Annotated in this window: 22 protein-coding genes; 12 read left to right on the top strand and 10 right to left on the bottom strand. The window is 75.5% G+C overall.

Annotated features, from left to right (window positions below; all coding sequences use genetic code 11):
* The 4 genes from ACTG9Q_RS14130 to ACTG9Q_RS14145 are packed head-to-tail and all read left to right on the top strand — an operon-like array spanning position 1 to position 4116.
* Positions 1-1218, top strand: a complete 1218-nt coding sequence (locus ACTG9Q_RS14130; protein ID WP_455573207.1) for a cytochrome P450 — start codon at positions 1-3, stop codon at positions 1216-1218.
* Positions 1215-2393: an acyl-CoA dehydrogenase family protein gene (locus ACTG9Q_RS14135; protein WP_455573208.1), complete on the top strand. Its 1179-nt coding sequence runs from the start codon at positions 1215-1217 to the stop codon at positions 2391-2393. The genes ACTG9Q_RS14130 and ACTG9Q_RS14135 overlap by 4 nt, the downstream gene beginning before the upstream one ends.
* Positions 2390-3037: a class I SAM-dependent methyltransferase gene (locus ACTG9Q_RS14140; protein ID WP_455573209.1), complete on the top strand. Its 648-nt coding sequence runs from the start codon at positions 2390-2392 to the stop codon at positions 3035-3037. Before ACTG9Q_RS14135 ends, ACTG9Q_RS14140 begins: the two co-directional genes overlap by 4 nt.
* Positions 3034-4116 (top strand): NAD/NADP octopine/nopaline dehydrogenase family protein, encoded by a 1083-nt coding sequence (locus ACTG9Q_RS14145; protein WP_455573210.1) that lies wholly within the window; start codon positions 3034-3036, stop codon positions 4114-4116. The genes ACTG9Q_RS14140 and ACTG9Q_RS14145 overlap by 4 nt, the downstream gene beginning before the upstream one ends.
* Positions 4117-4153: 37 nt before the next feature.
* Here the strand turns inward: ACTG9Q_RS14145 and ACTG9Q_RS14150 are convergent, their stop codons facing one another.
* The 5 genes from ACTG9Q_RS14150 to ACTG9Q_RS14170 form a co-directional block, all read right to left on the bottom strand.
* On the bottom strand, positions 4154-5209 hold the full coding sequence (locus ACTG9Q_RS14150; RefSeq protein WP_455573211.1) for a flavin-containing monooxygenase: 1056 nt from the start codon (positions 5207-5209) through the stop codon (positions 4154-4156).
* Between the two features lie 24 nt (positions 5210-5233).
* Positions 5234-6151 (bottom strand): SDR family NAD(P)-dependent oxidoreductase, encoded by a 918-nt coding sequence (locus tag ACTG9Q_RS14155; protein ID WP_455573212.1) that lies wholly within the window; start codon positions 6149-6151, stop codon positions 5234-5236.
* Between the two features lie 116 nt (positions 6152-6267).
* Positions 6268-6969, bottom strand: a complete 702-nt coding sequence (locus ACTG9Q_RS14160; RefSeq protein ID WP_455573213.1) for a tryptophan 2,3-dioxygenase family protein — start codon at positions 6967-6969, stop codon at positions 6268-6270.
* Complete coding sequence (locus ACTG9Q_RS14165) at positions 6966-8183, bottom strand: pyridoxal phosphate-dependent aminotransferase (RefSeq protein WP_455573214.1); 1218 nt, start codon at positions 8181-8183, stop codon at positions 6966-6968. The genes ACTG9Q_RS14160 and ACTG9Q_RS14165 overlap by 4 nt, the downstream gene beginning before the upstream one ends.
* Complete coding sequence (locus ACTG9Q_RS14170; RefSeq protein WP_455573215.1) at positions 8180-8935, bottom strand: SDR family NAD(P)-dependent oxidoreductase; 756 nt, start codon at positions 8933-8935, stop codon at positions 8180-8182. The genes ACTG9Q_RS14165 and ACTG9Q_RS14170 overlap by 4 nt, the downstream gene beginning before the upstream one ends.
* Before the next feature lie 189 nt (positions 8936-9124).
* Here ACTG9Q_RS14170 and ACTG9Q_RS14175 point away from each other — a divergent pair, with 189 nt between their 5' ends.
* The gene (locus tag ACTG9Q_RS14175; protein WP_455573216.1) at positions 9125-9673 is read left to right on the top strand and encodes a flavin reductase family protein; all 549 of its coding nucleotides are present in this window, start codon (positions 9125-9127) and stop codon (positions 9671-9673) included.
* On the top strand, positions 9670-10683 hold the full coding sequence (locus ACTG9Q_RS14180) for a methyltransferase (protein WP_455573217.1): 1014 nt from the start codon (positions 9670-9672) through the stop codon (positions 10681-10683). Before ACTG9Q_RS14175 ends, ACTG9Q_RS14180 begins: the two co-directional genes overlap by 4 nt.
* A 73-nt stretch (positions 10684-10756) precedes the next feature.
* On the opposite strand, the gene ACTG9Q_RS14185 is transcribed toward ACTG9Q_RS14180, so the two are convergent.
* Entirely contained in the window at positions 10757-11929 is a 1173-nt protein-coding gene (locus tag ACTG9Q_RS14185) for an FAD-dependent monooxygenase (RefSeq protein ID WP_455573218.1), read from the bottom strand.
* 149 nt (positions 11930-12078) lie between these two features.
* Here ACTG9Q_RS14185 and ACTG9Q_RS14190 point away from each other — a divergent pair, with 149 nt between their 5' ends.
* Genes ACTG9Q_RS14190 through ACTG9Q_RS14200 form a run of 3 tightly spaced genes read left to right on the top strand, consistent with a single transcriptional unit; the run spans position 12079 to position 15895 of the window.
* Positions 12079-13479: a cation:proton antiporter gene (locus tag ACTG9Q_RS14190; protein WP_455573219.1), complete on the top strand. Its 1401-nt coding sequence runs from the start codon at positions 12079-12081 to the stop codon at positions 13477-13479.
* 18 nt (positions 13480-13497) lie between these two features.
* Positions 13498-14325: an alpha/beta hydrolase family protein gene (locus ACTG9Q_RS14195; RefSeq protein ID WP_455573220.1), complete on the top strand. Its 828-nt coding sequence runs from the start codon at positions 13498-13500 to the stop codon at positions 14323-14325.
* On the top strand, positions 14315-15895 hold the full coding sequence (locus ACTG9Q_RS14200) for a tryptophan halogenase family protein (RefSeq protein WP_455573221.1): 1581 nt from the start codon (positions 14315-14317) through the stop codon (positions 15893-15895). The genes ACTG9Q_RS14195 and ACTG9Q_RS14200 overlap by 11 nt, the downstream gene beginning before the upstream one ends.
* Before the next feature lie 11 nt (positions 15896-15906).
* On the opposite strand, the gene ACTG9Q_RS14205 is transcribed toward ACTG9Q_RS14200, so the two are convergent.
* Genes ACTG9Q_RS14205 through ACTG9Q_RS14215 form a run of 3 tightly spaced genes read right to left on the bottom strand, consistent with a single transcriptional unit; the run spans position 15907 to position 19075 of the window.
* Positions 15907-16923, bottom strand: a complete 1017-nt coding sequence (locus ACTG9Q_RS14205; protein ID WP_455573222.1) for a LacI family DNA-binding transcriptional regulator — start codon at positions 16921-16923, stop codon at positions 15907-15909.
* Complete coding sequence (locus tag ACTG9Q_RS14210; protein WP_455573223.1) at positions 16920-18038, bottom strand: helix-turn-helix domain-containing protein; 1119 nt, start codon at positions 18036-18038, stop codon at positions 16920-16922. Before ACTG9Q_RS14210 ends, ACTG9Q_RS14205 begins: the two co-directional genes overlap by 4 nt.
* A complete protein-coding gene (locus ACTG9Q_RS14215; protein WP_455573224.1) occupies positions 18035-19075 on the bottom strand; it encodes a helix-turn-helix domain-containing protein in 1041 nt (346 codons plus the stop codon). Before ACTG9Q_RS14215 ends, ACTG9Q_RS14210 begins: the two co-directional genes overlap by 4 nt.
* A gap of 240 nt (positions 19076-19315) precedes the next feature.
* Between ACTG9Q_RS14215 and ACTG9Q_RS14220 the strand changes: the two genes are divergently transcribed.
* Together ACTG9Q_RS14220 and ACTG9Q_RS14225 are read left to right on the top strand one after the other, a co-directional pair.
* The gene (locus tag ACTG9Q_RS14220; protein ID WP_455573225.1) at positions 19316-20650 is read left to right on the top strand and encodes a serine/threonine-protein kinase; all 1335 of its coding nucleotides are present in this window, start codon (positions 19316-19318) and stop codon (positions 20648-20650) included.
* Between the two features lie 162 nt (positions 20651-20812).
* Positions 20813-22006: a metallophosphoesterase gene (locus tag ACTG9Q_RS14225; protein ID WP_455573226.1), complete on the top strand. Its 1194-nt coding sequence runs from the start codon at positions 20813-20815 to the stop codon at positions 22004-22006.
* Positions 22007-22045: 39 nt separating this feature from the next.
* Here the strand turns inward: ACTG9Q_RS14225 and ACTG9Q_RS14230 are convergent, their stop codons facing one another.
* Entirely contained in the window at positions 22046-22357 is a 312-nt protein-coding gene (locus ACTG9Q_RS14230; protein ID WP_455573227.1) for a PadR family transcriptional regulator, read from the bottom strand.
* Positions 22358-22596: 239 nt separating this feature from the next.
* Here ACTG9Q_RS14230 and ACTG9Q_RS14235 point away from each other — a divergent pair, with 239 nt between their 5' ends.
* Positions 22597-26430: a Pls/PosA family non-ribosomal peptide synthetase gene (locus ACTG9Q_RS14235; RefSeq protein ID WP_455573550.1), complete on the top strand. Its 3834-nt coding sequence runs from the start codon at positions 22597-22599 to the stop codon at positions 26428-26430.
* Positions 26431-26435 lie beyond the last annotated feature (5 nt).

Raw genomic sequence — 26435 nt, forward strand, 5'->3', positions numbered from 1 at the left:
GTGTCCCCGGTTCCCACCATCGACCTGGCCGACCCCGAGCTGTACGCCCACGGCGACCCGGACGCGGTGTGGGCGGAGCTGCGCGACAGCGACCCCGTGCACCGCACCGTCCGGGCGGACGGGTCGGCGTTCTGGTCGGTGACCCGCCACGCGGACGCCCTGGCCGTCTACCGCGATCCCGGCCTGTTCACCTCCGAGCGCGGCATGGTGCTCGGCGTCGACGCCGACCCGGCCGCGGGCCGGATGCTCGTGGTGACCGACCCGCCCCGGCACGGCGCGCTGCGCGCGGTCGTCGCGGGCGCGTTCACCCCGAGGGTGCTGCGCAGGCTGGAGGACGGGGTGCGCGGCCTGGTCGGCGACCTGCTCGGCCGCGCCGTGGCCGCGGGCGGCGCGGAGTTCGTCGACGCGGTGGCCGCGCGGCTGCCGGTCGCCGTCGTCTGCGACCTGCTCGGCCTGCCCGCCGCCGACCACGACTGGATGTACCACCTGACCAGCACCGCCTTCGGCGGCGGCGACCCCAGCCTGGACGCCGACCGGGTCAGCCCGTCCGAGCGCGCCGACGCCTACGGCGAGATCTTCGACTACTACGCCGCCCTCGCCGAGGCGCGGCGCTCGGACCCGGGTGACGACCTGGTCAGCGCCCTGGTGCACGGGCAGGTCGACGGCGCGCCGCTTGAGGTCGAGGAAGTGCTGCTGAACTGCACCAACCTGGTGATCGGCGGCAACGAGACCACCCGCCACGCGGCGTCGGGGGGCCTGCTGGCCCTGGTGGAGAACCCCGAGCAGTGGCGGGCGCTGCGGGCCGACCCCGGCCTGCTGCCGCGCGCCGTCGAGGAGGTCCTGCGCTGGACCACCCCCGGCATGCACGTGCTGCGCACCGCCACCGCCGACACCGACATCGCGGGCGTTCCGATCGCGGCGGGGGAGCGGGTCGTCGTGTGGAACGCCGCGGTCAACCGCGACCCGGCCGTCTTCGACTCCCCGGAGCGGTTCCTGGTCGACCGCAGCCCCAACCGCCACCTGAGCTTCGGGCAGGGCGCGCACTTCTGCCTCGGCGCCACCCTGGCCCGGATGGAGCTGCGCGTGCTGTTCGCCGAACTCCTCCGGCGGGTCGAGGCCGTCACGGTGACCGGGCCGGTCGAGCGGGTGCCCTCCGCGGTCCTGCGCGGCCTGCGACGGCTGCCGGTCGGGTTCCGGGCCACGGGGGTGGCGGCGTGAGCGGACCCCTCACCGCGGAGCCCCTGCCTGCCTTCACCGAGGCCGTCGCCGAGTTCGCCCGCACGCGGGTGGCGCCGCTGGCCGCGACCATGGACGCCAAGGCCGCCTACGACCTGGACCTGCTCGCCGAGCTGCGCGACGCCGGTCTGCTGGGCATCGAGGTGCCGGAGCACTACGGCGGCCTCGGCGGCGGGCTGCGGCACACCCTCGCCGCGATCGAGGAGATCGCGGTGGTCGACCCGGCCGTCGCCGTGCTCGTCGACGTGCAGAACGCGCTGGTGGCCGCCGCCGTGCTGCGCCACGGCACCCGCGACCAGCAGCGGCGGTGGCTGCCCCTGCTGGCGGGCGGGACGGTCGCGGCGTTCGCGCTGTCCGAGGACGGCGCGGGCAGCGACGCCTTCGCCATGGCCACCAGCGCCGAAGCCGTCTCGGGCGGCTACCGCATCGATGGCGCCAAGGCGTGGATCTCCAGCGCGGCCGAGGCGGGCCTGTTCCTGGTGTGCGCGCGCACCGGCGGCGCGCTGACGCTGTTCCTGGTGCCCTCCGACGCCCCGGGCCTGCGGGTCGGGCCGCGCGTGGACACCCTCGGCGTGCGGGCCAGCTCCACCTGCCCGGTCGTGTTCGACGGGGTGGCGGTGCCCGAGCACGACGTGCTCGGCGGGGCGGGGCGGGGCGCGGAGCTGGTCATGGCCGTGCTCGACATCGGCAAGCTCGGGATCGCCGCCCAGCAGGTCGGCCTGGCCCGCGGCGCGCTCGAGCACGCGCTGCGCCACGCCACGACCCGCAGGCAGTTCGGCCGCCCCATCGGGGCCTTCCAGGGGGTCCGCTTCCCGCTGGCGCGCGCGTCGGTCGAGATCGAGGCCGCGAGCGCCCTGCTGGACAAGGCGGTGCGCGCGGTGGAGGCGGGCGCCGACCCGGCCGACCGGATGCGCGCCTGCGCGGGCGCCAAGCTCTTCTGCGCCGACGTGGCCGAGCGGACCGCGACCCTGGCCGTCGACGTGCTCGGCGGCCTCGGCTACACCGCCGACTCCCCGGTCGCGCGGCTCTACCGCGACGCCAAGGTCGGCGGGATCTACGAGGGCACGACCAACATCCAGCTGCGCACCATCGCGGCGACCCTGCTGGCCGTTCCGGAGGCGGCGGGGCGAGACGAGGAAGGACGTCCAGGACGATGACCTCACTGGCGACCCGCGCGGTCGTGAACCTTCTCTACAAGTCCCCGTTCAACCCCCAGTCCAGCGACGGCCCCGACGACGCCGTGCGGGCGCTGGTCGAGGGCCCGGACGCGCGGCCCCCGGGCCGCGCGCTGGACCTGGGCTGCGGGCACGGCAGGCACTCGATCTACCTGGCCGGCCACGGCTGGGAGGTCACCGGCGTCGACCTCGTGCGCGACGCGGTGGAGACCGCGCGGCAGAAGGCCGCCGCCGCGGACGTCGCGCCGCGGCTGCTGCAGGGCGACGTCACCGAGCTCGACGCGCTGGCGGTGCCCGGCGGCCACGACCTCATCATCGACGCGGGCTGCTTCCACGGCCTGCCCGCGCGCATGCGCGACCGCTACGTGCCGGGCGTGACGCGCCGCGCCAACCCGGGGGCACTGCTGCTGATGCTCGCCCTGGCCCGCCATCCGGTGCTCAAGGGCGCGCGCGAGGACGAGGTGCGCGCGCGGTTCACCGGCTGGGAGATCGTCAACGCCGAGAGCCTGGCGGGCCAGGAGATGCTGCGCTACGGGACCGGCTCGCCCTTGCTGCGCAAGGCGTTCGAGAAGGGCTGGTTCGACCCGTGGCGCTACCTGTTGCGCCGCAAGCGGGACGCGGCGTGAGCATCGACCCGGAACCGGTCGTGGTGGTCGGCGCGGGCGGGGAGGGGCTCGCGCTGAGCGCCCACCTGTCCGCCACCGGCCACGCGGTGACGATCTGCACGCGCGAGCCGGACCGGGTCGCCGGGATCGCCAGGCACGGCAGCGTCCACGCGAGCGGGGTGATCGACGGCGACTTCCCCGTCGCCGAGGTGGACGACACCCCCGCCACCGCCCTGCGCGGGCGCAGGCTCGTGTTCGTCGCGACGGTCACCACCGCGTACCCGGAGGTCGCGGCCCGGCTGGCGCCCGCGCTGACCGGGGACCACGTCGTGGTGCTGTTCTCCGGGAAGCTGTGCGGCAGCGCGGCGTTCGGCGCCGCCCTGCGGCAGGCGGGCGCCCCGGAAGTCGACGTGGTGGAGACCGACGCGCTGTTCGCGGCCCGCCCGGACGGCGACGACGGCGTCCGGGTGCACGGGCGCAAGCGGTGGAACCTGTTCGCCGGTCTCACCAGCACCGCCGCCCGCAAGCACGCCGACCTGCTGTGCGGGCTGTTCCCGGGCATCGAGCCCGCCGAGCACCTGATCGAGCGCGGGCTGGTGGACTTCGGGGCGGTGGCGCACGCGCCGATCGCGCTGGCGAACCTGGCGCGCATCGATCGGGGCGACCGGATGCTGTTCTACCGCGACGGCATGAGCGAGCGCACGGTCGTGCTCCTCGAGGAGGTCGGCCAGGAGTTCGTCGACGTCGCCGCGGCCTACCAGGCGCGGGTGCCCGCCCTGCACGAGCTGCTCGACCGCTACTACGGCTGCCCCGAGGCGGAGACCGTGCTGGAGGCGATGCGCGAGGTGCCCGCCTACCGGAACATCACCGCCCCCACCTCGCTCGACCACCGCATCCTGCACGAGGACGTCTCGTGCACCCTGGTCCCGATGACCGAGCTGGCCGCGCGGGCCGGGGTGCCGACCCCGGTCACCGACGCCGTCATCACCTTCGCCTCGGTCCTGGCGGGCCAGGACTACCGCACGGAGGGCCGCACGCTGGCGCGACTGGGCTGGCAGGGCCTCTCCGGCGCGGAGATCCTCGACCGGGTGCGGGCGTAGGCGTAGGCCCGCCCCGCCCGGGGGGCGGGCCGGGCGCTCAGCGCCTGCCGAGGCGGTCCAGGACCACCCGGGCGATGTGCCCCGCGTCGCGGTCCATGCCCATGATCAGCGAGGACGCGAAGGAGTGCAGGAACGGCAGGCCGATCACGTAGAGGCCCGGTTCGCCTGCGACCACGCCGCGGTGGTGCGCGGGGTCGCCGTTCTCGCCGAGCACCGGCAGCTTGATCCAGGAGAAGTCCCGGGTGTAGCCCGTCGCCCAGACGATGGCCGCGGGTTCCAGCCGGACGCCGTCCGCGACCGGCATCCCGGCATCGACCTCGTCCACCCTGGGCGTCCTGCGCACCCCGGCGGCGGTGATGTCCTCCTGGGTGAGCCGCACCAGCGGGGTGCCCTTGCCGGAGTTCTTGCGCGCCATCGACCGGCCCCAGGCCGTGTCGGAGGTGAGGAACTTGTTGAGCACCCGGTACGGCACCCCGCCGAGCTTGACCGGCAGGCCGCCGACGTCGCGGCCCGCGAGCCACACCGGTCGGGTGGCGGCGAGTTCCATGGCGATCTCGGCGCCGGAGTTGCCCGCGCCCACCACCAGCGCGGGACCGTCGGGCAGCTGTGCCGGGTTGCGGTACTCGGCGGCGTGGACCTGGAAGACGCCGGGATCGATCAGGTCGGCGATGGCCGGGACGCGGGGGGTGCCGGTGGGGCCGGTCGCGACCACGACGTGGTCGGCCCAGACGTCGCGGTCGCCGGAGACGGCCAGGTAGCGCGCCGGTCCGCCCGCCTCCGCGGTCAGGCGCTCGACCGGCGCGCCGCACTCGACGTCCAGCCCGAAGCGCCGCGCGTAGGCCACGAGGTAGTCGGCCGTCTGGTCCTTGCCCGGCACCGCCTCGCGCGGGCCGGGGAACCGCATCCCGGGGAGGTCGTTGCGCTTGGCCGGGGTGTAGAGCCGCAGCGAGTCCCACCGCTGCCGCCACACCCAGCCCACCTCGGGGTTCGCGTCGAGGATGCGCGGGACCACCCCCGCCCGGCGCAGGAACTGGCCGACGGCCAGCCCGGCCTGCCCGCCGCCGATGATCAGGACATCCGCTCGCTCGGTCATGGGCCGCCCGTTCCGCCCTCGAAGTTATTGGTTGATAACTTTGATGTTATCGCCCTTGCCCTCCGGCTGCTCGGCCGCGTACTTGCCCGTGTAGGAGCCGTCCGGGGCCAGGCCGAACTGCCTGCGCAGAATGGTGTCCATCGACTTGGCGGGGAAAATCCGGCCACTGGCGAGAATCAGCTTGCCGCTGACCGAGACGACGTAGCGGGCGCGCGGTGACCGGTCGGTGAGGGCGCGCTCGATGGTCCGGGCGACGGCCATCGGCGGCGAGCTCATCCTGTCGTTGCCGAAGCAGCGGCGCATCTGGTCGCGGATCGCCTCCATCAGGCCGGTGTAGGGGCCGCCCGGCTCGGTGTTGCCGCTCAGCGACGCGCTGACGTGGTCCTCGAAGCGGGTGTCCCGGATGAGGTTCGGCTCGACGACGCTCACCGACACCCCGAACGGCGCGGTCTCGAACCGCAGCGCGTCGGAGACGGCCTCCACCGCGTACTTGGACGCGTTGTAGAACCCGCCGCCCGGGAAGGTCATCCGCCCGCCCACCGAGGACATGTTGACGATGCGCCCGCCGCCCGCGCGCCGCATCCCGGGCAGCACGAGCTGGCACATCCGGGCCATGCCCAGCACGTTGGTCTCGAACTGCTGCCGCGCGCGGTCCAGCGGCACGGTCTCCACCGGCCCGTACTCGCCGTACCCGGCGTTGTTCACCAGCGCGCCGACGCGGCCGTGGCGCCGTTCCAGCTCGGCGACCACCTCCGCGGCGCTGTCCGGGTCGGTCACGTCGAGGCGGGCGGTCTCGGCCCCGGCCCGCGCCAGGTCGCTGAGCGATCGCGGGTCGCGGGCGGTCGCGCACACGACGTGGCCCCGGCGCAGCAGGTGCTCGGCGGTGACGCGGCCGATACCGGAGGAACAGCCGGTGACGAGGACCGGGCCGGTGGGGGACATGGCACTCACTCCTAGGTCGTGTCTCAGGTGTGGACTGGCGCGGCTATGCCGTGCTCCACATCTGAAACACGGCCTGGGTGTGCGGGCTAAGGCGTGCTCCACACCTGAAACACGCCCTAGCGGGGGGAGGGGACCGTCGAGCTCTCGTGCAGGAGCGAGCGCGCCTCCCACAGCTCGGGGAACGGGGCGCCGAGCCTGCCCGCCAGGTACTCGGCGCCGCTGGTGCGCCCGGTGCCCCTGGCGTTGCCGATGCTGCGGCGCACCACCTCGACGTGGACCACCTGCCAGGTCCAGTACGCCTGGCTCAGCTCGACCATCGCCTCGGCGAGGCGGAACAGCGGGTCGCTGTCGTCGGCACTGGTGTAGAGGTCCGACACGCTGAGACCGCGGCCGTCGGCCGCGGCGACCAGGGTCGTCCAGAGTGGACCGTCGCCGCCCTCCAGGCCCAAAGCCCTGCGCACCGAGCGGAACTGGCCCGAGTGCGCGCCGCTGGCCTGGCCGAGCAGCTGGCGGAAGTTGGCGAAGTCCCTGGGGGACAGTGCCCTGAGCAGGCCGACGTGCTCGGCGAGCAGGCGCAGCGCCGCCGCGGCGCGGGCCGTGGCCGCCGCGCCCACCTCCGGCTGGCCGTCGTCGACGGCGTGCACGGCGAGGTCGAGGTCGACCAGGACCTGGCGCAGCCACAGCTCGGACGCCTGGTGGGCGACGATGAAGAAGTGCTCGGCGCTGTACACCCGCCGGTCCCCTGGCGGGGAGAGCGGGCGGATGGCCCCGAGCAGCTCGGGCAGGCGCAGGTACCCCGCATAGGTCACGCCGCTCATGGCTGCCACCTCCTGGCGAACTCGGCGATCGCGGTCGCGGCGGCGCCGACGACCGCAGGGTCCCCGCAGTAGGCCAGTCGCAGCCTGCTGTGGGCGGTGGGGTCGGCTTCCAGGCCGCCGTCGGGCCCCGGGCGCATCGCGAACCCGCGGGCCGGGGCCAGGGCGACGGCCTCCTCCTCCAGCAGCGTCGCGGCGAACCGCTCGGCGTCGCCGCCGCCCACCCCGGCCAGGTCGAGCATGGCGAACCAGCCGCCCGCCGGGAGGCGGTCGAGCAGTCCGGCGTCGACCAGCGGCGCCAGCGCCGTCCTCGCCGAGGCGACCAGGTCGCGGTTGGCCATCGCCGCGTCCGTGGCCAGCGCGGCCAGCCCCGCGTACTGCACCGGCGTCGGCGAGCTGAGGATCGCCGCCTCCTGCACGACGCGGAACGTCGTGGCCCGCTCCCTGTCGGGCAGGGCGATGTAGCCCAGCCGGTACCCGGTCATGGCGTAGGACTTGGAGAAGCTGTACGCGGTGGACACCCGGCGCGCCGCGGGCGCCAGCCCGGCCTCAAGGGCGGCGACGCTGATGTGCGGCCGGTCCCAGGCGAAGTGCTCGTACGCCTCGTCGCTGACGACCTGCCAGTCCCGCTCCTCGGCCACCTCCAGCAGCGCGGCGATCAGGTCGCGGTCGTACACCGCGCCCGAGGGGTTGGCGGGGGAGTTGAGCAGCAGCACCCGCGACCGGGGGCCGCCCAGCGCGCGCAGCGCCGCCGGGTCGGGCAGACCGTGCTCGTCGAGCGGGTAGCAGAGCGGCCGCAGCCCGGCGAGCATGCTCTGCTGCAGGTGGATCGGCCAGTGCAGGGCGGGCAGCAGGATCTCGTCACCGGGGTCGGCCAGCGACATGAGCAGCGACGTGAGCCCCTGCGCGGCTCCCGCGCAGACCAGCACGCGGTCGGGGTCGGTGTCGTGGCCCTGGGCGATGAGCTTGTCGGCCAAGGCCGCGCGCAGCGGCGCGAGCCCCTCGGCGCTCGTGTACCCCGCCCGTCCCGAGCGGACCGCGTCCACCAGGGCCTCGACGGCCTCCCGGGGCGGGGAGAACGCCGGTTCGCCGACGTCGAGCCGGGCCGCCTCGCGGCCGGTCCGCGCCTGCCAGGCGTTCACCGACCGGTAGATCGCGTGCACGGCGGACGGGGGCAGCGCGGCCGCGCGCGGGCGGGTGCGGGTGGACCCGGTCATGCGCACCGCCCCCCGTCCACGGGCAGCAGCACCCCGGTCAGCCACGACGCCGACTCGTCGAGCAGCGCGCAGATCCACGGGGCCACCTCGCCGGGGCCGCCGAAGCGGCCCATCGGCGTCGCCTCGGTGAGGGCCGAGCGGAACTCCGCCAGCCCCTCGGGCGAGAGCGGGAGCCCGTCGTAGATCGGGGTGTCCACCGGTCCCGGCACGATCGCGTTGACCCGCACGTCCGGCGCCAGTTCCCGGGCCAGCGAGCGGGTGAGGTGGTTGGCCGCGGCCTTGGTCGCTCCGTAGAAGGAGCGGTTCGGCGCGGCCAGGGAGCCCGCCACCGACGTCACGTTGACCACCGCGCCGTGCCGCCGCGCCAGGCTCGGCAGGAACTCGCGGATCAGCCGCGCGGGCGCGGTGACGTGCAGGTCGAACATGTAGCGCAGGTCCGCGAAGTCGGCGTCGCGCAGCGGCGCGAAGCGGCCGATGCCCGCGTTGTTCACCAGTCCGTCCACCTCGTCCAGTTCGGCCAGTACGGTCTCGGCCACCCGGGTGACGTCGTCGTCGTCGGTGAGGTCGGCGGGAATCACCACGACCCGGGGCGCGCCGCGGTCCTTCGCGGCCGCCGCGGTGTCCTCCAGGGCGTCCCGCCGCCGTCCGACCAGCGCCACGGCGGCGCCGCGGGCCGCGACGGCCACCGCGGTCGCGGCCCCGATCCCGGTGCCCGCGCCGGTCACCACCACTGCTTTGCCGTGTAGGCCCATCGCCACTCCCGCAGGCTCGGCTGCTGATCTCGGCCCCGACGCTAGGCCGACGGGCCCGGCGCGCGTCCCCCTCGGCGGGGTACCCGACTGGCCACCTCGCCGGGGCAGCGCTCCCGCGAGCGGTCCGCGCGATGCTCGGCGGGCCGCACGGCGCCTGCCGTGCGCGCGTGAGTGGAGGTGGTGCGCGTGGTGAGCGCGACCCGACCAGAACCGCCGGAGACGGCGAGCCCGGAAGCCTTCCGCAGCCTGATGAGCCTGTTCCCCAGCGGGGTGGCGGTGGTGACCGCGAGGGAGGCGGGCGGCACCCCGCGCGGGGTCACCTGCACCTCGCTCGCGTCGGTGAGCCTGGACCCGCCGCTGCTGCTGGTGTGCCTGCACGCCCTCAGCGGCACCCTCGCCGCGCTGCGCCGCACCGGGGCGTTCGCCGTCAACCTGCTCCACCACCGCGGCCGCGGCGCCGCGGAGATCTTCGCCTCCCCGGTCACCGACCGCTTCGCGCGGGTGGAGTGGGCCCCCGGCCCCGACGGCGGGCTGCCGTGGCTGCCCCAGCACGCGCACGCCGTGGCCGAGTGCGAGGTCTGGGACAGCCGGGCGGCGGGCGACCACGTCGTGGTCTTCGGCTCGGTGCGCCGCGTGCACACCGAGCCCGCCACCCCGCTGCTCTACGGCAGGCGGCAGTACCGGTCGTGGGCCCAGATCCCGATTCCCGACCAGCAGACAGAGAGGACGAGGCGATGAGCCAGACCCGAACAGGCCCCGACCTGATGCCGATGCTCTTCGGCCTGGCGACCGCGCAGGTGGTGCACGTCGCGGCCCGGCTGCGGCTGCCGGACCTGGTGGCCGCGGGCACCACCGGCGCGACCGAGCTCGCCGAGGCGACCGGCGCCCACCCCGGGGCGCTGCGCAGGCTGCTGCGGGCCATGGCCTGCCTGGGCGTGCTCGTGGAGACCGAGCCGGGCGAGTTCGCCCCCGGCCCGCTGTGCGACGGGCTGCGCTCGGACGTGCCGGGCTCGCTGCACGGCATGGCGCTGGTCGTGAGCGGCCCCGAGGCGTGGCGCAGCTGGGGCGAGCTGGAGTACTCGGTGCGCACCGGGCAGCCCGCCTGGGACAAGGTGATCGGCACGACGCACTTCGCCTACCTCGCCGAGCACCCCGAGGAGGCGGAGGTGTTCAACACCGCGATGGAGCAGTTCACCAACGCCGTCGCGGCGGGCGTCGTCGGCGCGGTCGACTTCACCCGCTTCGGCACGGTGGTCGACGTCGGCGGCGGGAACGGGACCCTGCTGGCGCGGGTGCTCGCCGCGTGCCCGCGGACCCGCGGCGTCCTGGTCGACCTGCCCGCGGGCGTGGTGGGGGCCGACCGGGTGTTCGCGGCGGCGGGCGTCGAGGACCGGGCGCGGGTGCGCGCGGGTGACTTCTTCGCGGACCTGCCGGAAGGGGCCGACGCCTACCTGCTCAAGAGCGTGCTGCACGACTGGGACGACGACAACGCCGTGCGCCTGCTCACCGGCTGCCGCGCGGCGATGGCCGAGGGCGGGACCGTGGTCGTCGTCGAGCCCGTGCTGCCCGACCTCGCCGCGCCCGAGGCCGCGGGCATGGTCATGAGCGACCTCAACATGCTGGTCAACACCGGCGGCCGCGAGCGGACCGCCGACGAGTACCTCGCCCTGTTCGCCGCCGCCGGGCTGCGCCAGGACACCCGGAGCTCGATCGGCCCCTTCGATGTGCTGGTGGCGCGCCCGGCGTGAGCGCGCCGCTCCCGGGGCCCCCGCCGGGAGCGGCTCATCAGGCGGCGGGCCCCCTTCACGCGGCGGGTTCCGTTCAGGCGGCGGGTTCTGGCCGCCAGCCCAGCGCCTCGGCCCCGGCCTCCAGGTAGGCCCGGGTGGGCGTCAGCCGCACGGCCAGGTCCCGCAGGGTGGCGGCGACGGGGTTGGCGGCCTGCTGCACCCGGGCCGAGCGGCCGGACAGGGTCGCCAGCCGCTGGGTCCTCGGCCTGCGCGCGGTGTCGTAGGCCCGCAGCGCGTCGGCCACGTCGTAGTGGGCGGAGACGCACTGGGCCAGGACGACGGCGTCCTCGACGGCCAGGCAGGCCCCCTGGCCGATGTCCGGGGTCACCGCGTGCGCGGCGTCCCCGAGCAGCGCGACCCGGCCGTGGGTGAAGCGCGGCAGGGGGTCGCGGACGTAGTAGATGTCGTTGCGCAGCAACGCTTTCGGGTCCGAGGCGGCCAGCAGGTCCGCGATCGGGGAGTGCCACGCGCCGAAGCGCGCCGCGATGTCGGCCAGGGTCACCTCGGCCATGGAGCCCTCCGGGCCGCCCGCGCTGGCGTACCAGAAGACCTGGCCGCCGGTCAGCGGCGCCGCTCCGAAGCGCACCCCGCGGCCCCAGGTGTCCGTCCACATGGGGGCGCCGTCGGGCACGACCGCCCCCGCCGGGGCGATCCCGCGCCAGCAGACGTACCCGGCGTAGGTGGCGCCCGTGTGCGCGGGGAACAGCGCCGCCCGGGTGCGGCTGTGGACACCGTCGGCGGCGACCACGAGATCCGCCCGCACCTCGCGCGGCCCGTCCTTGGTCTCGAAGCGCACCACGGCGCCGCCATCGGCCTGTTCCACCGCGACGGCCCGGTAACCGGTGCGCACCCGGTCGAACCCGACCGCGTCCAGCAGCATCCGGTGTAGGTCCCCCCGGTGCATGGCGTACATGGGCGCCCCGTAGCGGCCGACGAGGTCGGATTCGCGCAGCCGCACCATCCAGCGGCCCGCGCGGGACTTGACGCCGATGCCCTGCGGCTGGGCGGCCGCGCGCAGCGGTGCGGCGAGGCCGAGCCAGTCCAGGGCCCGCACGGCGTTGGGGGCCACCGACAGCCCGGCCCCGACCTCCCGGGGCGCGGGGGCGCGCTCGCAGACGACGGTGTCCCACCCGGCCCTGGACAGCCCGCACGCGGCCGCGAGGCCGCCGATACCTCCGCCGATCACCACGGCTGTGCGTTGCTCCACGCTGAACACCACCTGTTCCGAATGCGGTCCCGTCTGAACAGGAAATTCCAGAAAGGACTCACGATGAGGCAAGTCACGGACGCTGCGATGCTAACCACGCCACACCGCGGACAGGGGTGCCTGGACGGGCAGTCCGGAGGTGCCCGGTGATGCGGGTCGGCCCCCTGCGGCACGTGGTCGCCTACCTTGTCCTGGTCGGCGTCCCGGTCGGCGTCCTGCTGGCGGTCGTCGTGCCGATGGGCGGCGGGGACTCGGCGCCGATGTCGGGCGAGCACGGGGCGCACCGGCACATCCTGGCGCTCGCCGCGATCATCGTGGTCGCCCATCTGGGTGGCCGTGCCGCGGTCCGGCTGCGCCAGCCGGAGGTCGTCGGCCAGCTCGGGGCGTGCGTCGCGCTGGGCCCGATCGCGCTCGGCGCGCTGGCGCCCGAGCCGCACGCCTGGCTGTTCGGGCCGGGCACCGAGACCGCGATCGCCGCGCTCGCCACCGTGGGCATGGTCCTGTTCCTGTTCCTGGTGGGCGCCGAGCTGTCCCGTGGGGGCCTGCGCGGCACCGGCCGCGCCGGGCTGGTGATCGGGCACGCCGCGCTGGCCGTGCCGCTGGCCGCCGGGGCGGCGCTGGCCCCGCTGCTGCCCGCCGCGTTCCGCCCCGCTGGCGTCGACCCGCTGTCCTTCGCGCTGTTCTGCGGCATCACGATGGGGATCACCGCGGTGCCGGTGCTCGCCAGGGTGCTGCAGGAGCGCGGGGTGCTGCGGACGCCGCTGGGCGTGCTCGGCATGTCCTCGGCGGCCGTCTGCGACGCGACCGCCTGGTGCCTGATGGCCGTGGTGCTCGGCGGCGCAGGCCTGCTGGGCATCGTGGGCCCGGCGGTGGTGGGCGTCGTGGTCCTGCGCGCGGTGGTGCGCCCGGCGCTGAGCAGGCTCGCCGGGCATGGCGAGCGGGCGCGGGCGCCGCTCGCGGTGGCGCTGCTGGCCCTGGCCTTCCTGTGCGCCTGGGGCGCGCACCAGTTGGGGCTGCACGCGGCGATCGGCGCGCTGGCAGCGGGTCTGGCCGCCCCGCCCGCGCGGGTGGTCGCCGAGGTCCTGGGCGGTCTGGAGTGGCTGGTGCGGACGCTGCTGCTGCCGGTGTTCTTCGCCTCCGTGGGGCTGGCGATGAGCCCGGCCGCCCTCGGGGCCCCGCTGCTGTGGGCGGTGATGGCCGGGGCGGTGGCGCTCGCGCTGGTCACGAAGGTGGGCGCGACGCTGGCCGCGGGCAGGATGCTCGGCCTGCCGCGGCGGGACTCGTTCGCGCTGGCGGCGATGATGAACTGCCGGGGGCTGACCGAGATCGTCGTGCTGGAGATCGGCCGGTCGGCGGGCCTGCTCACCGACGCGCTGTTCACCGCGCTGATCGCGATGGCGCTGGTGACCACCGCCCTGACGGGCCCACTGCTCTCGGCGGTGTGGCCGAGGGGCGCCACCGGCCTGCCCGACCTGCCCGACCGGGTACCCCCCAAGGCCCGCCCAGCCGAACTGCGCCCGGGGCCAGGGCAGCGGGCAGCCTCACAGTGAGGCGGAGGGAGGCCCGGGATGGGGCTGCGGGAGCTGCTGGACAGCACGGTGCGGGCGCCGGACGAGACCAAGCGGTACGGCCCGGGGGCCGAGAACCTCATCGACCTGTGGTGGCCCCCCGGCGTCCCCACCGCCACGGTCGTGGTGCTGCACGGCGGTTTCTGGCGGGCCGCGTACGACCGGACCCACACCAGGCCGATGTGCGTCGCCCTCGCCGAGGCGGGCTACCTCGTCGCCGCGGTGGAGTACCGCAGGGTCGGCAACCCCGGCGGCGGGTGGCCGGGCACCTTCACCGATGTCGCCGCCGCGCTCGACGCGCTGCCGCGGCTCACCCGCGGTGCGGTGACCGGCAACCAGACCGTCCTCTTGGGACACTCGGCGGGCGGCCACCTCGCGCTCTGGGCCGCGGGGCGCCACCGGGTCGCCGACAACTCCGCGCGCCCGGTCGAGGGCTGGCTCGTCCCCGCCGGGGTGGTCGCGCTGGCCGCCGTCTGCGACCTGCGGATGGCGGGCGCGCTGGGCTTGGGCGACGGCGCGGTCCAAGCGCTGCTCGGCGACCCCCGGCGCAGCCCCGACCGCTACCGGATGGCCGATCCCGCGCGGCTGCTGCCCCTGGGCAGGCGGTGCGTGCTCGTGCACGGCACCGACGACGACCGCGTGCCCCTCGGGGTGAGCAGGCGCTACCGGGACCTCGCCGTCGCGGCAGGCGACGACGTGATGCTCGTGGACCTGCCGGGGGCCGACCACTTCGACCTGATCGACCCGGCCGCGAGAACCTGGCCCGCGGTGACCGCCGCGATCGCCACCGCACTCGGTGATGAGGAGGAAGATCCCTATGCAGTCTGAGCGGGCGCCCGTGCGCGAGGTCGTGGTGTTCGGGGGTGGGACGGCGGGGTGGATGACCGCCACCTACCTCACCGCCGCCTTCGGCGACCGGATCTCGGTCACCGTGGTGGAGTCGCCGAGGGTGCCCACGATCGGCGTGGGCGAGGCGACCTTCAGCACCGTGCGGCACTTCTTCGACTACCTCGGCCTCGCCGAGTCCGAGTGGATGCCCGCGTGCAACGCCAGCTACAAGCTCGCCATCCGCTTCGAGAACTGGCGCGGGCCGGGCGAGGTGTTCTACCACCCCTTCGAGCGGCCCCGCATCGTCGACGGCTTCCCGCTCACCGAGTGGTGGCTGAAGATGGGGACCCAGCCGTTCGACAAGGAGTGCATGGTCCTGCCCGCCCTGGTCGACGCCAAGCGGGCGCCGAAGTTCCTCGACGGCGAGCTGTTCGAGTCGGCGCTGCGCGACGGCGGCGACCGGACCCGGCCGACCATCACCGAGCGGCAGAGCACCCAGTTCCCCTACGCCTACCACTTCGACGCCGCCCAGCTCGCCGAGTTCCTCGCGGGCTACGGCACCGCGCGCGGGGTGCGCCGGGTCCTCGACCACGTCGTCGAGGTCGAGCAGGACCAGCGCGGGTTCATCACCGGCCTGGTCACCGCCGAGCACGGCAGCATCGGCGGCGAGCTGTTCATCGACTGCACCGGCTTCCGCGGCATGCTGATCAACAAGACCCTCGGGGAGACCTTCGAGTCCTATCAGGACCACCTGCCCAACGACCGCGCCGTCGCGCTGCGCGTGCCGTCGGACCCGGAGCGCGACGGCATGCGCCCGTGCACCACGGCGACGGCGTCGGCGGCGGGCTGGATCTGGAACATCCCCCTGTACCACCGCATCGGCACCGGCTACGTCTACTCCGAGGAGCACTGCTCGCCGGAGGAGGCCGAGCGGACGCTGCGCGAGCACGTCGGCCCGGCCGCCGAGGGCGCCGAGGCCAACCACATCCGCATGCGCATCGGGCGCAACCGCCGGTCGTGGGTCAACAACTGCGTCGCGATCGGGCTCTCCAGCGGGTTCGTCGAGCCGCTGGAGTCCACCGGCATCTTCTTCATCCAGCACGGGATCGAGCAGCTGGTCCGCCACTTCCCGGACCACAGCTGGGACTCCTCCTCCGTCGATGCCTACAACCGGGCCGTGGCACTGTGCCTGGACGGCGTGCGCGACTTCCTCGTCCTGCACTACCGCTGCGCCGCGCGGACCGACAACCGCTACTGGCAGGAGACCAAGGAGCGGCCGCTGCCCGACGGGCTCGCCGAGCGCATGGACCTGTGGTCGGGCATGCTGCCCGACGCCTCCACCGTCTACCCGCACTACCACGGGTTCGAGCCCTACTCCTACAACGTCATGCTGCTCGGCCTCGGCGGCCACCTGCCCCGCAAGCACCGCACCGCGCTGGACCTGCTGCCCCAGGAGGGCGTCCACCGCGAGTTCGCGAAGGTCCGGGCGCAGGCGGCCGACCTGGCGGCCACGCTGCCCAGCCAGGCCGAGTACCTCGCCGTCCTGAACGGGGACCGCGTACTCGCCTGACGCCTTCTGGCTCAGCGCGTCGCGATCGGCGCGCTGAGCCGGACCACGACCTCGCCCTGGACCAGCAGGCCGCCCGCGTCCTGGTCCCGCAGCCGCTCCACGAGCGCGGCGGTGATCACCTCGACCGGCTGGCGGACCGAGGTCAGCCCCGGCGGGCAGAGCGGGGCGACCACGGAGTCGTCGAACCCCGTGACCGCCAGGTCCTCGCCGACGCGCAGCCCGGCGGCGTAGGCGGCGTGCACCGCCCCGACGGCGAGGATGTCGCTGGCCGCGACCACCGCGGTCGGCGCGTCCTCGGCGGCGAGGGCGGCGCGGACCGCCCGCTCGGCCGAGGCGGAGTCGTACTCCTCGGCGCGCACGGCCAGCGGCGGCGGCAGGCCCGCGGCCCGGCACGCCTCGGCGCAGCCGCGCCCCCGGTCGAGCATCGCGCCGGTGGCCCCGGCCCAGTCGAGGAACGCGATCCGCGAGTGGCCGAGTTCGCGCAGCCCCGCCACCAGCGCCGCGGCGGCGCCCGCGCCGTCGACGTCGACCCACGGGCCGGGCTGCGGGCCAGGTCGGGGGCCGCTGGACCACGTGCGGCCGAACATGGCGAACGGCACACCGCGCTCGTGCAGCCAGGCCGGGCGGGGGTCGTCGTCGACGACGTGGGCGCAGACGAAGCCGTCCACGGCCCGCTGGGCGATCAGGTCGGCGTAGACGGCCAGCCCCGCTTCCCCCTCCGGGGCGGTGAACAGCAGCAGGTGCGAGCCCGACGCCTCCACCGCGGCGCACAGCGCGCGCAGGAAGTCGTCCATGAACCCGGTGCTGTTCGGGCTCAGGCAGTAGCCCACCTGGCCCGCGCGCCTGCGCACCATCGTCCGGGCGCTGCGGTCGGGCTGGTAGCCGAGCCGCTCGATCGCGAGCCGCACGCGGCGCAGCGTGTCCGGCGCCACCCGCTCGGGGTAGTTGAGCACGTTGGACACCGTCTGGCGCGACACCCGGGACTCCGCGGCGACCCGATCGATGGTGACCCGGTGCGGGCGCTTCACCGGACCGTCTCCGCCAGGGCCAGCGCCACCGTGAACAGCTTGATCCCCAGGACCGAGGTCGGCACCACCCCGGTCAGCTCGCGCACGCGGCGCAGGCGGCTGGCCAGGGTCGCGCGGTGGATGTGCAGCCGGGCGGCGGCGCTCGTGCGGTCGAGGTCGGAGTCGAAGAACACGCGCAGCGTGGTCACCAGGGACGGCTCGGCGAGCACCGGCGCCAGCCGCTCGTGCAGGCGGACGGCCGCGTCGGGGGCGGCGCTCATCGCGTTCTCCAGCAGCAGGTCCACCGCGCCCACCAGGTGCACCGCCGACGACCGGGTGATCAGCGCCAGCGAGGCGGCCGAGCGCACCGCGTCCGGCACGGCCTTGGCGCTGTCGGCGTAGGCGCACCCGCCGACCGGCGCGCAGAAGCCGAGCGCCGCCCCGCGTTCGACCAGCGCCGACAGGGCGCGCTCGGCCTCGGCCCGCGCGGTCGTGCCCGTGCGGTTGAGCGGGCGGATCAGCACCATCGCCTGCTCGTGGTCGAGCACCTGGACGAGGATGTCGCGCCTGCGGGCCTGGTGGTTCATCCGGGTGGCCTCCCGCGCGTACAGCGCGGGGTGGGTGATCCGCAGGTGTGCCACCAGGTAGCCGCAGGGCGCCTCCGCCGTCCCCGGCGGCAGCCTCCCGAGGAGCAGCCCGCGCACCGCGGCCTGCCTGCGGGCGGCGCCCGCGTCCAGCCAGACCCCGCCCAGGTAGCCCTCGGCGAGGAAGTCGGCGATCACCTCGGTGTCCTCGGCGACCCGGGCGGCCAGCGCCAGCGCCTGCGCGCAGCCGCCCTCCCCGGCCCGGCTCCAGATCTCGGCCATCAGGACCCCCGCGGCGCGCTTGCAGGTGCGGAGCAGGTCGTCGGAGGGCAGTCCCGCGCGGACGAAGTGCCGGGCGATCTCGGCGCAGGCGGGGCGCACCAGCGGGTCCAGCGGCGTGTTGAGGGGGCGCAGCGCCGCCCGCACGATCGGCGCCGCGACCCGCAAGACCTCCTCGCCCAGGCTGGGCATGGCTCTCGCGGTCCGCGCCAGGACCCGGGCGACGATCGCCCTCTGGTCCGCGGCGAGCGCGTCCGCCAGGTCCCGGCTCACCCCGCCTCCCGCGCGCTCTGGCGCCCGGTCAGGGCCAGCGCCACCGAGAACAGCAGCACCCCCCGGGTCGACAGCGGGTCGAGGCCGGTCGCCGAGGTGATCCGGTTCATCCGGTGCGCGATGGTCTGGCGGTGCACGCCCAGGGCCCGCGCGGCGCTGCCGCGGTGCAGGTCGGCGGCGTACACCGCCCGCAGCGAGTCGACGAGTTCGGGCAGGTGCCGGATGGGGTCGAGCAGTGAGACCAGGCCGTCGGCGGCCACCGGGTCCGCGGCGGCGGTGGAGTCGACCAGCAGCAGGTCCTCGTCGTGGACCAGGCCCGGCAGGTCGGCCACGAGGGGGCGCAGCTCGCGGGATCGCAGCAGTGCCCGCCGCGGGTGGGCGGCCTGCCCGGCCACGGCGACCGCGGAGCCGCGCAGCAGGGTCCGCACGCGGTGCAGGACGCGGCGCAGGGCGTCCAGCGCCGCGGTCCGCTTGCGGTCGGGCAGGGGCAGCATGACCACCAGGTCGCTCCCGTCGAGGCACCACAGGGTCGTGTCGGCGCCCATCGCCGTCACCACCTGCCCGACATCCCCGCGGACCGGCGCCGCGGTGAGGAGGAACCGCCCCCTGGGCAGGGGCACCCGCGCGGCGGAGGCCAGCAGGTCGGGGGTTTGAGCGTTCAAAAACGCCGAGGCGACCACCGTGTGCGGCGGTGTGGGGGAGTGGGCGAACCACGCCGCCGCGAACGTGCGCGAGGCCCGCACCTGCGCCTTCGCCACGGCGTCCGCCGCCGCCGCCACCGCCGCGAACCCGTCGGGGTCGGCGTCGCGCCACGCCGCCGCGATCGCCGCCGCGCACCAGCGCTCCGCGGCCGTCATCACCTCCAGCAGGGAGACCCCCTCGGTCACCGCCAGGACGGCGGCCTCCTTGAGCCCCACCTCCGACACCTCGCCGCCCGTGGCGCCGCTGCGGACGGCGGCCACCACGTCGTGCAGGCCCGCGGCCACCAGCCGCCCCGGCCCCCGCGGCACCGGGTGCCGCACCAGCTCCGCGGCCACTTGTCGTATCGAGGCGGAGGCAGGCCCGTGCGTCATGAGTCCTCCCACTGTGGTTGTCCCTCGTTAACTCCTAGCGCACTTGACCGAGAACGTGGGTACGGTCGTGTCACCGGCACTTATCGGACAGCTCATCCGGACACTGGCGTACAGCGCCGCGACCTGCGGCTTCGTGCGCGCGTGGTTTAGGGCCGGGTGGGAACGGGTAGATGCGCGCGAGTACTTCTACGGAGGGGTGTCGCGGTGGGTCACGTGGACGGCGAGTTGCTGGCGGGGCGCTACCTGATGGGCGAGGTGCTGGGTTCCGGCGGGGCGGCGCGGGTCAACCGCGCCTGGGACACCCGGCTGGACCGGGCGGTGGCCGTGAAGACGTTCCGCGGGGTGCCCGACACCGTCGAGCTCCGCCGGTTCGACAACGAGATCCGCACGCTCGCGACGCTCTCCCACCCCGGCCTGGTGGAGGTCTACGACTCGGGGATGAACGGGCGGCGGCCGTACGTCGTCCTGGAGCTGATCGAGGGCGGGACCCTGCGCGACCGCATCGCCGAGGGGCCGCTGTCCCCCGCCGAGACCGCGCGGCTGGGCGGCAGGCTGGCCGAGGCGCTGGCCTACGTGCACGAGCAGGGCGTGACGCACCGGGACGTCAAGCCCTCGAACATCCTCCTCGACGCGGGCGGGCGGCCCCACCTCGTGGACTTCGGGGTGGCCCGGCTGCTCGGGTCCGAGCACATCACCGCGTCCAACCAGATGGTCGGCACCGCCGCCTACCTGGCCCCCGAGCAGGTCCGCGGCGACGTGGTGGACACCCGCGCCGACATCTACGCCCTGGGCCTGGTGCTGCTGGAGTGCGTGACCGGCCTGCCCGAGTACCAGGGCGGCGACGTGGAGAGCGCGATCGCCCGGCTGCACCGCCCGCCCGCGATCCCGCCGGACCTGCCGCCCGTCATGGTCCGGCTGCTCGCCCTCATGACCGCCCTGAGCCCGGCGCGCCGCCCCACCGCCCGCGCGTGCGCGGAAGCCCTGGAGCGCGTGCCCGCCCCCGCCGACACCCGGGTGGAGCTGGACTTCTTCCCGTGGGCGGACGACGCGTGGCCGGACGCCACGTGGTCGGACGCCGGGGGACTGGACGACAGGGAACTGGACGACAAGGGGGCGAAGGACTCGGCAGGCGGGCGCGCGGGCGCTCCGGCGCGCAGGCGGCCCCTCGCCGCCGCCTTGGGGTTGGTCGCCGCGGCGGCGATCACGGTGTGGGGGGTCGCCGGGTCGGTGCACTCCGAGATGCCCACCAGCGCGGTGCCCGGCCCCGCGGCCATCACCTCACTCGAGGACACCGACGGGAGCGAGCCGCCCACGGACTCGGTCGCCAAACCCACCACCGAGCGCGTGCTCGAGGTCGCCCCGCGGGCCCCCGAGACCACGGACGCGGCGGTGGTCGCCACGGCCAAGAAGACCAAGAGCGCGCCCGCGGCGGGCAACTCCGGCAATTCGGGTAACTCGGGCAAATCCGCCAAGGCCGGCAAGGGCAAGCCCGCGGAACTCCCGGCCAAGGCCGCCAAGAAGGGCAAGTCCGGCAAGTAGACAGGCCCCAGTAGATCCTGGCCCCCAGTAGGCAGGCCCAGGAAGGCGTCACGGCCTCACGTCCCGCGCAGGAGCGGCGGTTTCACGGCGACGGCCCGCTGTCGGCGGAATCCCTACACTCGGAATCCCCGCGCGCGGCGGTCGGTTAGGGGAGGTGTGGCGATGACGAGCACTGGAGAAGTCAAGGCACGGCCGCGGCGGCGCTCGCCGCGGCTCCGGTTCGGGGCCGTGGTGGCGGTCGTGGTGGCGCTGCTGTTCGGGGTGCCGTGGTGGCAGCTGGTCGTCGGCGGCCAGGCGTGGCCGGGCTGGCTGGTCGCCGCGGGCAGCCTGGTGTTCCTGGCAGGCGCGGTCGCGCTGCCGTGGGGGATGGCCGTCGGGCACGGCCAGGGCCGGGACGTGGGCGCCAAAGTTGGCGACACGGTGCTGGGCGCGGCCTGGATCGTGTTCACCTGGACGGTCGTCGGGGCGCTCGTGGAGGTCGTGCTGGCGCTGGGTGGGATGGCGGACCCGCTGCGGTCGCGGGCGGTGGCGGCGGGCACGGTCGCCGTGGTGCTGGCCGCTCTGGCGTACGGGTACCACGAGGCGATGCGGGTGCCGCGCGTGCGGCGGACCGAGGTGCCGCTGGAGCGGCTGGGCCGGGGCCTGGACGGCCTGCGGGTGGTCGTCCTGGCCGACACCCACTTCGGCCCCATCGACCGCGCGGAGTGGTCGCGGAAGACGATGGCCGCCGTGGCCGCGCTGGAGCCGGACGTCCTGGTGCACGCGGGCGACATCGCCGACGGCCCGGTCGAGCGCAGGCGCCCGCAGTCGGAGCACATGGGGCCCTTGCGGGCCAAGCACGCCAAGGTCTACGTCACCGGCAACCACGAGTACTACAGCGGCGCGCCGTCCTGGGTGGACCACATGGCCGAGCTGGGCTGGACGCACCTGCACAACACCCACACCGTCATCGAGCGCGGCGGCGACCGGCTGGTCGTGGCCGGGGTGGACGACCGCACGGCCCGGCACGCGGGCGTCGACGGGCACGGCGAGGACCTGGCCGCGGCCCTGCTCGGCGCCGGCCAGGAGCTGCCGGTGCTCCTGGTGGCCCACCAGCCCAAGCAGGTCGCCGACGCCGTCGCCCGCGGGGTGGACCTGCAGGTCTCCGGGCACACCCACGGCGGGCAGATCTGGCCGTTCCACTGGCTGGTCCGCACCGACCAGCCGCACCTGCAGGGCCTGGCGAAGGCGGGTGGGCGCACCTGGATCTACACCAGCAGGGGCGCGGGGTTCTGGGGACCGCCGTTCCGGGTGTTCGCGCCCAGCGAGATCACCGTCCTCACCCTGCGCTCGGGCAGCGCCGAGGCCCGGCGGTGACCGCGGGCCCCAGGCAGGCAGGGTCAGTAGACCAGCAGGTCAGGCCGGGTCGCGCGTGAGGTCGCGCGCCAGGTCGGCGACCACGTCGCGGCAGTCGGCGAGCAGGCGCCTGCCGCGCTTGGTGGTGCGGTAGCGGCGGAGCCGCCTGCCCGCCTCGACCACGCTCGTCGACTTGAGCAGGCCCGCCTCCTGCATCCGGTGCAGCAGCGGGTAGAGGGTGCCGGGGGAGACCCGGTGCCCGCGCGCGGCCAGCGCCTCGGCGAGCCAGGCGCCGTGCACCGGGGTCTCGGTGGCGTGCTGGAGCACCCGGAGCCGGAGCGCGCCGGTGTGGAACTCGCGGAGGACGTCCATCCGCCCACGATATCGTCAGCCGATATCGACCGGGTGGTTTCCGGGCCAATAGGTGATCAGCAAAGGGATATCGTGATCCGATATCGGTGGTCGATGTCAGATTCGTTGCGGGAAAAGGGTTTGGTTGGTGTGACCCCTCGCACGAGTGGGTAGTCTGAGGCGACGGGCCTGATCACAGCGGGTAGTATTACCTGCTTGTCAGTGCTTAATGGACCCACGTGAGGACTGCGTACGCCCACATGACCGTTGACGCCCATCCCGCACTCGCCCAGCGCGCCGTGTTCCGTTCCGGGCCCGAGAGCCCCCCGCGCACGCTGGTGGACATCCTCGCCGCCACCGCCGCGCGCCACCCCGCGGCGCCCGCGCTTGACGACGGCGCCACCGTGCTCGGCTACGCGGAGCTGCTGGCCGAGGTGGACCGGCTGGCCGAGGTGCTGGCGCTGGCCGGGGTCGGCCGCGGCGACCGGGTGGGCGTGCGGGTCCCGTCGGGCACCACCGACCTCTACGTCGCGGTCCTGGCCGTCCTCACCGCGGGCGCGGCCTACGTGCCGGTCGACTTCGACGACCCCGACGAGCGCGCCGAGACGGTGTTCGGCGAGGCCGGGGTCTGCGCGGTCATCGGCGAGGACCGCGCGCTGACGGTGCGCGCCCCCGGCGGGGGCGCGGCGGGGCGGCCCACCCCGGACGACGACGCCTGGATCATCTTCACCTCCGGGTCGACCGGCACCCCCAAGGGCGTCGCGGTGAGCCACCGCTCGGCGGCGGCGTTCGTCGACGCCGAGGCCGACCTGTTCCTGCCCGGGGCCCCGATCGCGCCCGGCGACCGGGTCCTGGCCGGGCTGTCGGTGGCCTTCGACGCCTCCTGCGAGGAGATGTGGCTGGCCTGGCGGCGCGGCGCCTGCCTGGTGGCCGCCCCCCGCTCGCTGGTCCGCTCGGGCGTCGACCTGGGGCCGTGGCTGGTCGAGCGCGGCGTCACCGTCGTGTCGACGGTGCCCACGCTGGCGGCCCTGTGGCCGGTGGAGTCCCTGGACGCCGTGCGCCTGCTGATCCTCGGCGGCGAGGCGTGCCCGCCGGAGCTGGCCGCCCGGCTGGCGGCGCCCGGCCGCGAGGTCTGGAACACCTACGGCCCGACGGAGGCCACCGTGGTGGCCTGCGCCGCGCGGCTGACCGGGACCGGACCGGTGCGCATCGGCCTGCCGCTGGAGGGCTGGGAGCTGGCCGTGGTCGACGCCAAGGGCGAGCCGGTGCCGATGGGCGGCTCCGGTGAGCTGGTCATCGGCGGCGCCGGGCTGGCCCGCTACCTGGACCAGGCCAAGGACGCCGAGAAGTTCGCCGCCCTGCCCGCCCTGGGCTGGCACCGCGCCTACCGCAGCGGCGACCTCGTCCGGGGCGACGCCGAGGGCCTGGTCTTCCTCGGCCGCGCCGACGAGCAGGTCAAGCTGCACGGCAGGCGGATCGAGCTGGGCGAGGTCGACGCCGCCCTCACCGCGCTGCCCGCGGTGGCGGGCGCGGCGGCGGCGGTCCGCACGACCGCCGCTGGCACCCAGCTCCTCGTCGGGTACCTCGTCGCCGAGGCCGGTTTCGACGCCGACGCCGCGCGCGTGCGGCTGGCCGAGACCCTCCCCGCGCCGCTGGTGCCCCTGCTCGCCCAGGTCGACACCCTGCCGACCCGCACATCGGGCAAGGTCGACCGGGACCGGCTGCCCTGGCCGCTGACCACGGCCGAGACCGCGGCGACCCTCACCGGCACCCAGGCGTGGCTCGCCGAGATCTGGACCGACCTGCTCGGCGTCGGCCCGAGCGGCCCGGACGCCGACTTCTTCGCCTCCGGCGGCGGCAGCCTGGCCGCGGCCCAGTTCGTCTCCCGCGTCCGGGCGACCCACTCCGGGATCGCCGTCGCCGACCTCTACCAGCGGCCGACGCTGGCCGCGCTCGCCGCGCTGGTCGACTCGGCCGCGGCGAGCGCGCAGACCGACCGCGTCGTCGTTCCCACCCCCCGGTCCGCGCGGCTCACCCAGACGCTGCTCGCCGTGCCGCTGCTGACGGTGGTCGGCGCGCGCTGGGCGGTGGTGCTGGCGGCGCTGGGCAACCTGCTGGGCACCGCGTGGGCGCCGAGCACCCCGTGGTGGCTGGTGCTGGTGGGCTGGCTGGTCTTCCTCTCGCCGCCCGGACGGGTCGCGCTGGCCGCGGGCACCGCGCGGCTGCTGCTGCGCGGGGTCGGCCCCGGCACCTACCCGCGCGGCGGGAGCGCGCACCTGCGGCTGTGGGCCGCCGAGCGGATGGCCGAGCTGACCGGGGTCACCGGGGTCGGCTGCGCCCCCTGGCTCACCCTCTACGCCCGCGCGCTCGGCGCCCGCGTCGGCGACGGCGTCGACCTGCACTCCCCGCCCCCGGTCACCGGGCTGCTGCGGCTGGGCCGGGGCGCGGCGGTCGAGCCCGAGGTGGACCTGTCCGGCCACTGGCTCGACGGGGACCTGCTGCACGTCGGCGACATCCGGATCGGCGCGGGCGCGGTGGTCGGCTCCCGCAGCACCCTGCTGCCCAACGCCCGTGTCGGCAAGCGGGCCGAGGTCGCGCCCGGGTCCGGCGTCACGGGGACCGTCCCGGCGGGACAGCGGTGGGGCGGCTCACCCGCCGTCCGCACCGGCAGGGCGAGCCGCAGGGGGCCGCGCCCGCCGCACCGCCGCCGCTGGGTGGCGGGCTACGGCCTGACCTCGATCGCGCTCAGCCTGCTGCCCGCGGTCGCCGCCGTCCCCGCGCTGCTGGTGCTGCACTCCGCCGTCGCCGCGACGGCCGACCTCGGCTCGGCGCTCGGCGCGGCGCTGACCGCCGTGCCCCTGGCGACCATCGCCTACCTGGTGGCGTACGCGCTGCTCGTGCTGGTCTCCGTCCGGCTGCTCGCCATCGGCCTGCGCCCCGGCGAGCACGCCGTGCACAGCCGCGTCGCCTGGCAGGCGTGGACGACCGAGCGGCTGATGGACCTGGCCCGCGGCGCGCTGTTCCCGCTCTACGCCAGCCTCGCCACCCCGGTGTGGCTGCGGGCGCTGGGCATGCGGGTCGGCAAGCGGGTGGAAGCCTCCACCGTGCTGGCTCTGCCAAGCCTGACGACCGTCGGCGACGGCGCCTTCCTCGCCGACGACACCCTGGTCGGCTCCTATGAGCTGGGCGGCGGCAGGCTGCGGATCGCCACCGCGCGGGTCGGCAAGCGGGCGTTCCTCGGCAACTCCGGGATGGCCGCCGCGGGCCGCAAGGTGCCCAACCGGGGCCTGGTGGGCGTGCTGTCCTCGACCCCGAAGAAGGCCAAGGCGGGCACGTCCTACCTGGGGATGCCGCCGATCCGGCTGCCCCGCACCGCCGAGACCGGCGACGAGAGCACCACCTTCGACCCGCCCGCCCGGCTGGTGGTGGCCAGGGCGCTGGTCGAGCTGTGCAGGCTGGTGCCGGTCATGGTGTCCGTGGCGCTGGCCGTCCTCGTCGCCGCCGGGTACACCGCGCTGGCCGGGCTGTGGAACGGCTGGCTGGCCGCCGCGGCGACCGGTCTGCTGCTGGCTGGGGCGGCCGTGGCCGCGGCCGCGGTGGCGGTGCTGGCGAAGTGGCTGCTCGTCGGGCGCTTCCGGCCGACCCGCAAACCGCTCTGGAGCGCTTTCGTGTGGCGCGCGGAACTGGCCGACACCTTCGTGGAGGTGCTGGCCGCGCGCTGGGCGGCGCCCGTCGCGCACGGCACCCCGCTGCTGTCGCTGTGGCTGCGCGGTCTCGGCGCGCGCATCGGCGCGGGCGCCTGGCTGGAGACGTACTGGCTGCCCGAGGCCGACCTGGTGCGGATCGGCGCGGGCGCCACCGTCAACCGCGGCTGCGTGGTGCAGACCCACCTGTTCCACGACCGGATCATGGCGCTGGCGCCGGTCACCGTCGGCGCGGGCGCCACCCTCGGCCCGCACAGCATCGCGCTGCCCGGCGCCGCGGTCGGCGCGCGGGCGACCGTGGGGCCCGCGTCGCTGGTCATGCGCGGTGAGTCGGTGCCCGAGGCCACCCGGTGGCTGGGCAATCCGATCGCCGCGTGGCCGTCCTGTTGAATGTG

The sequence above is a fragment of the Actinokineospora lacus genome, from assembly GCF_053813445.1.

Excerpts from the sequence above, each read along its gene's own strand:
- ACTG9Q_RS14150 (WP_455573211.1), bottom strand. The coding sequence starts at position 5,209 with ATGACCGAGCGAGCGGATGTCCTGATCATCGGCGGCGGGCAGGCCGGG.
- ACTG9Q_RS14235 (WP_455573550.1), top strand. The coding sequence starts at position 22,597 with ATGACCGTTGACGCCCATCCCGCACTCGCCCAGCGCGCCGTGTTCCGT.
- ACTG9Q_RS14225 (WP_455573226.1), top strand. The coding sequence starts at position 20,813 with ATGACGAGCACTGGAGAAGTCAAGGCACGGCCGCGGCGGCGCTCGCCG.
- ACTG9Q_RS14230 (WP_455573227.1), bottom strand. The coding sequence starts at position 22,357 with ATGGACGTCCTCCGCGAGTTCCACACCGGCGCGCTCCGGCTCCGGGTG.
- ACTG9Q_RS14165 (WP_455573214.1), bottom strand. The coding sequence starts at position 8,183 with ATGACCGGGTCCACCCGCACCCGCCCGCGCGCGGCCGCGCTGCCCCCG.
- ACTG9Q_RS14160 (WP_455573213.1), bottom strand. The coding sequence starts at position 6,969 with ATGAGCGGCGTGACCTATGCGGGGTACCTGCGCCTGCCCGAGCTGCTC.
- ACTG9Q_RS14170 (WP_455573215.1), bottom strand. The coding sequence starts at position 8,935 with ATGGGCCTACACGGCAAAGCAGTGGTGGTGACCGGCGCGGGCACCGGG.
- ACTG9Q_RS14200 (WP_455573221.1), top strand. The coding sequence starts at position 14,315 with ATGCAGTCTGAGCGGGCGCCCGTGCGCGAGGTCGTGGTGTTCGGGGGT.
- ACTG9Q_RS14155 (WP_455573212.1), bottom strand. The coding sequence starts at position 6,151 with ATGTCCCCCACCGGCCCGGTCCTCGTCACCGGCTGTTCCTCCGGTATC.
- ACTG9Q_RS14190 (WP_455573219.1), top strand. The coding sequence starts at position 12,079 with ATGCGGGTCGGCCCCCTGCGGCACGTGGTCGCCTACCTTGTCCTGGTC.
- ACTG9Q_RS14140 (WP_455573209.1), top strand. The coding sequence starts at position 2,390 with ATGACCTCACTGGCGACCCGCGCGGTCGTGAACCTTCTCTACAAGTCC.
- ACTG9Q_RS14195 (WP_455573220.1), top strand. The coding sequence starts at position 13,498 with ATGGGGCTGCGGGAGCTGCTGGACAGCACGGTGCGGGCGCCGGACGAG.
- ACTG9Q_RS14180 (WP_455573217.1), top strand. The coding sequence starts at position 9,670 with ATGAGCCAGACCCGAACAGGCCCCGACCTGATGCCGATGCTCTTCGGC.